Raw genomic sequence first — 4,691 nt, forward strand, 5'->3', positions numbered from 1 at the left:
ACTAGGGAAATTCCCCGCCTGCTGCAACTGTTATATCGAAAAGCCGGTTGTTTCTGCCGGAATTTTCATCACAGCCCAGCCTTTGGCGATCAGGCGTTACCTTTAACCTGCTTTTTAAGCTCCGCCGCGAACCCCAGCATCCGATTTAATGGCACCAATGCTTTTTCGCGAAGTGTCGCATCAACAAAAATCTCATGCCCTGTAGTGTCGGTTAACGCTGCTTCTATCGCTTTTAAGCCGTTCATTGCCATCCAGGGGCAATGAGCACAACTGCGGCATGTGGCGCCGTTACCGCCGGTTGGGGCTTCGATAAAGGTCTTATCCGGCATCTGCTGCTGCATTTTGTAAAAGATGCCTTTGTCGGTTGCGACAATAAAGGTATCGTTTGGCAGTGTCTGGCTGGCTTTAATCAGCTGACTGGTTGAGCCTACCGCATCGGCTAACTGTACAACGCTATCGGGCGATTCAGGGTGTACCAGCACTGCAGCGTTCGGGTATTGCTTTTTAAGCTCTACCAACGCATTGGCTTTAAATTCATCGTGTACGATACAGGCCGCGTTCCACAGCAACATATCGGCGCCGGTTTGCTTTTGCACATAAGCACCTAAATGCTTATCCGGGCCCCAGATAATTTTTTTACCCATGCTGTCGAGGTAATCCACTACGTCTAAGGCAATAGATGAGGTAACCACCCAATCGGCGCGGGCTTTAACCGCGGCAGAGGTGTTAGCGTACACCACCACAACGCGATCAGGATGCGCGTCACAAAATGCCGAGAATGGCTCAGCCGGGCAGCCTAAGTCTAACGAACAGGTTGCATCCAGCGTTGGCATTAATACGGTTTTATTCGGCGTTAAAATTTTTGCTGTCTCGCCCATAAACTTAACACCAGCGACAATCAGGGTTTTCGCCGGGTGCTCATTACCAAAACGGGCCATTTCTAAGGAGTCAGATACACAGCCACCGGTTTCTTCCGCCAACGCCTGAATTTCAGGATCGGTATAATAGTGTGCAACCAGTACAGCGTCTTTTTGCTGTAACAGCTTTTTAATACGATCCTTGTAGGCTTGCTTGTCATCGCTGCTTAATGGCAGCGGCTTTTTAGGGAAGGCAAAATCTTGCTCTGTGAAATACAACGCTTGTTCCATAGGGCTCACCCGCTGGCTTAAAAGGGCGGCTATTATAGCGCTGCGTGTTGGTAAAATACAGAACATTGCATGGTGGGTCATGATGGATTCGAACCATCGACCAACGGATTAAAAGTCCGCTGCTCTACCAGCTGAGCTAATGACCCCCACTGCGGACGCATATCTTACTGATTTACGGCTTTTGTGCAACCAAAAAGTGTTAAAAACCGGCTGATACTGGTCTGACTGCTCAAAATGCCAGCGGATACTAACATCTTGTGCACAGAAAAAACCCGGCTAACGCCGGGTTGAGTTACTTAAGTGCGTCAATCCTGTCTTGCGCCAGTTTCGCTGATGTCGCAGTTGAGTGCTTATCAACCAGCTGACGGTAATACCGCAGGGCTGCGTCTTTTTGGTTCTCGCGCTCGGCCACCTGACCTAATTTAAGCAAGGCGTCGGCAACTTTATTTGACTGAGGAAAATTATTCACTACCCGCTCAAAATGCGTTTTTGCCTTGGCCAGCTCATTATTGTTAAACAATAACTGCCCCAGCCAGTAATGGGCATTAGGTGCATAACCTGAATTGGGGTAGCTCTGAATAAAACTCTCAAACTCCGGAATTGCCGCCTCATAGCGCCGATCTTTCAGCACCATGTTGACAGCTTTATCGTACGCGTCGTTCTCAGAAATATCGCTGGAGTAGCTAGGTGTCGCCACAGGCGTGTCTACCGGCATCACCGCTGCACTGTTATTGGCAGCTGGCTGCTGGATAGCACTGACCCGCCGGTCTATTTCCTGATACAAATCGCGTTGGCGTTGCAGGATTTCGTCAAGCTGATACGTATGTGTTTCAGTTACCCCCCGCAATTCACTCACCTCATCCAATAAGGTTTGTAATTGCTGCGCCATACGAAGCTGAGCCTCGGTACGGGCCTCCACAATGCGTTCCAGAGTCGTCAGGCGCTGTTCCAACGAACCGGAAGGTTGCGCTGCTGACATGGCGTTAGAGGATGCCCGGTTACGATTAATATCAGTAACAGGCGCAGGGTTAGCACTAACACCGGTATGAACCAGTGTCAGTGCAGCGAGCAGAGTATATTTAACAGTCATGCGTATCAATACAGTAATTAGTCTGGATTAGTAGACTAACACTGCACGACGGTTTTTAGCAAAACCTGCTTCAGTACGTGACATATCAACCGGCTTCTCTTCACCGTAGCTAACAGTAGAGATTTGGCCAGCTGAAACACCTACGTTTTGCAGATACTGTACAACAGCCTGAGCACGACGCTCGCCCAGTGCGATGTTGTACTCTGGAGTGCCGCGCTCGTCTGAGTGGCCTTCAATTGTTACACGTACGCTTGGGTTAGCCGTTAAAAATGCACCGTGCGCCTGCAGAGTTTCGATGAACTCAGGACGTACAGTTGCTTTGTCGAAGTCGAAATAAATGGTGTTTTCCTGGCGCAGCGCTTCCAGTTTCTGACGCATTTGTTCTGCCGGGCTCATTGTTTGCTCAACAGTTTCAACCTGTACAGTCTCTTGTGGTACGTTTGACGTATCAGCGCCTGACTGATCAGTAGATGAAGTTGAGCTACAAGCAGCCAAAGTCAGCACTGGTAATGCAATGAATAAACCTTTTAACACTTTATTTAATTTCATGATGTTGTCCTTAGTATTTAAATGTAATAACTATCTTGCTTTTCTATAAAAACGGCGACCACGCCGGCGATTTTACCTGTCCTTCGACTGCCGGCAGTCGTGCTTTAAAACGACCATCCATAGAAACCAGTGCTAACACCTGCGTTGAACCGTGCATGGTGCTGTATATGATCATCGAACCGTTCGGCGCCACACTTGGCGATTCATCCAGGTTAGTTTTGGTAAGCACCTGCAGGAAGCGGGTCTGACGATCCATCTTCGCGATTCGGTACTCACCGCGGATGCGGTTGACCATTACCACCGAATTACCATCCGGTGTATAAGAGCCGGCCAGATTCATTTCACCTTCAAAAGTTAAACGTCTGGTCGTACCCGTTAACAAATTTACGCTATAAAGTTGCGGATTTCCACCACGCTCAGAACTGAACAACAGTTCTTTGCCATCCGGAGACCACGAAGGCTCCGTATCTATCGCACGGTGATTAGTGATCCGGGTTAACGCCTTAGTGGCGATATCCATGGTATAAATCTCAGTGTTGCCATCTTTAGACAATACCATTGCCATTTTTCTGCCATCCGGTGACCATACAGGTGCACCGTTAATGCCTGGTGTACTGCTAAGCATAGTACGCCGGCCAGTATAAATATCCTGAATATAAATCTGTGACTGACGTTTCTCGAACGTTACGTAAGACAGTTTAGTGCCATCTGGCGACCAGCTCGGAGACATCAGCGGCTCTTTAGAGCGCAGCAGGATCTGCTCGTTGGCACCGTCGTAATCAGCGACCACCAACTGGTAGGGAAATTCCAACTTGCGATTAACCAACACGTAAGCGATTTTGGTCAGGAAAGCTCCGCGCTCACCGGTAAGTTTCTCATACACGATGTCGCTTATCCGGTGCGCATACTGGCGGAACTGACTGCCGTTAATGGTCGTTTCACGGCTATCCAGTATATGCTCATTATTTGAGCCCAGACGGCCAGCATTTAACGACTGGCGGCTGGCTGCGTTGCTGCCCTTTAATACATCAATAAGCTCAAAACTCACAGTGTAGCGGTCAATGCCAATTTCAGTGATTTGGCCAATAACAATGGCTTCAACGCCCTCACGCGACCAAGCAGCGTAATCAATCTGTGCTGCGCTTTGTGGCCGCTGTGGCATTTTAATACTCGCCAGCGGGCTGAATTTGCCACTACGCATAAGGTCCGCTGCAATAACTTCATCCAGTCGCTGACTGGGTAAGGTCGCACCTTTAAACGTAAAAGGTAAAATAGCGATCGGGCGCGCCGAATCTATACCTTCTGTAATAACAATTTCCAAAGATGCCTGAGCCTGCGCACTTAGCACCGCGACGAATAAAAATAAGGTGTTTCGAATAAATTTAAACATAATCAAAGTTCTGGGCTTACCGTTAAGTTAATGTCTTTTAACTGGTTATACACATCCGGGTCTGCCGATACCGGCAAAGTCCCCGCCCGATTTACGGCCCTGACTGTTGCATCACACACCGTTTGGTCACCGCTTATCACGCCAACCCGTGTTACAAAACCATTACTCGCCAACCGTATATTAATGCGACAAGACTTTCCTCGCATACCTTCATCAACCAGCAAATTACGCTGAATAGCATCCCGGATCAGCGCAGTGTAGCGCTGAACTTCCGTAGCGGCCTGCTGTGCTCTGGCAGCAGCACGCGCCTGAGCTTCTTTTGCCATTTGCTCCTGCATTGCGCGTTCCTGCTCAGCACGCTGCCTTGCTTCTGCTGCCTTACGCTCACGCTCTGCCGCGGCTTTTTCTGCAGCTTCCTGCTCGGCTTTGCGTTTTTGTTCAGCAGCTTTAGCTGCCTCTTCGGCTTTTTGGCGCTCCTGCTCTTTCGCTATCCGGGCCTGTTCAGCTTGCTTAG

At 49.2% G+C, this 4,691-nt stretch carries 5 protein-coding genes and 1 tRNA gene; all 6 read right to left on the reverse strand.

Features of this window, described 5'->3' with window-relative positions:
- Positions 1 to 89: 89 nt before the first annotated feature.
- Entirely contained in the window at positions 90 to 1,148 is a 1,059-nt protein-coding gene (nadA, locus tag VIN66_RS16665; RefSeq protein WP_331925031.1) for a quinolinate synthase NadA, read from the reverse strand.
- Positions 1,149 to 1,218: 70 nt separating this feature from the next.
- Positions 1,219 to 1,294, reverse strand: a tRNA-Lys gene (locus VIN66_RS16670).
- Positions 1,295 to 1,440: 146 nt separating this feature from the next.
- The gene (ybgF, locus tag VIN66_RS16675; RefSeq protein WP_331925032.1) at positions 1,441 to 2,238 is read right to left on the reverse strand and encodes a tol-pal system protein YbgF; all 798 of its coding nucleotides are present in this window, start codon (positions 2,236 to 2,238) and stop codon (positions 1,441 to 1,443) included.
- A 27-nt stretch (positions 2,239 to 2,265) separates the two neighbouring features.
- On the reverse strand, positions 2,266 to 2,787 hold the full coding sequence (gene pal / locus VIN66_RS16680; RefSeq protein ID WP_331925033.1) for a peptidoglycan-associated lipoprotein Pal: 522 nt from the start codon (positions 2,785 to 2,787) through the stop codon (positions 2,266 to 2,268).
- Positions 2,788 to 2,830: 43 nt separating this feature from the next.
- Positions 2,831 to 4,177 carry a Tol-Pal system beta propeller repeat protein TolB gene (gene tolB / locus VIN66_RS16685; protein WP_331925034.1) on the reverse strand — a complete coding sequence of 449 codons (1,347 nt, stop codon included), beginning with the start codon at positions 4,175 to 4,177 and terminating at the stop codon, positions 2,831 to 2,833.
- Between the two features lie 2 nt (positions 4,178 to 4,179).
- The coding region (gene tolA / locus VIN66_RS16690; protein WP_331925035.1) for a cell envelope integrity protein TolA at positions 4,180 to 4,691 on the reverse strand (512 nt) is incomplete at its 5' end.

The sequence above is a fragment of the Rheinheimera sp. genome (assembly GCF_036568245.1).
In the GTDB taxonomy this organism is placed as follows: Bacteria; Pseudomonadota; Gammaproteobacteria; order Enterobacterales; family Alteromonadaceae; genus Alishewanella.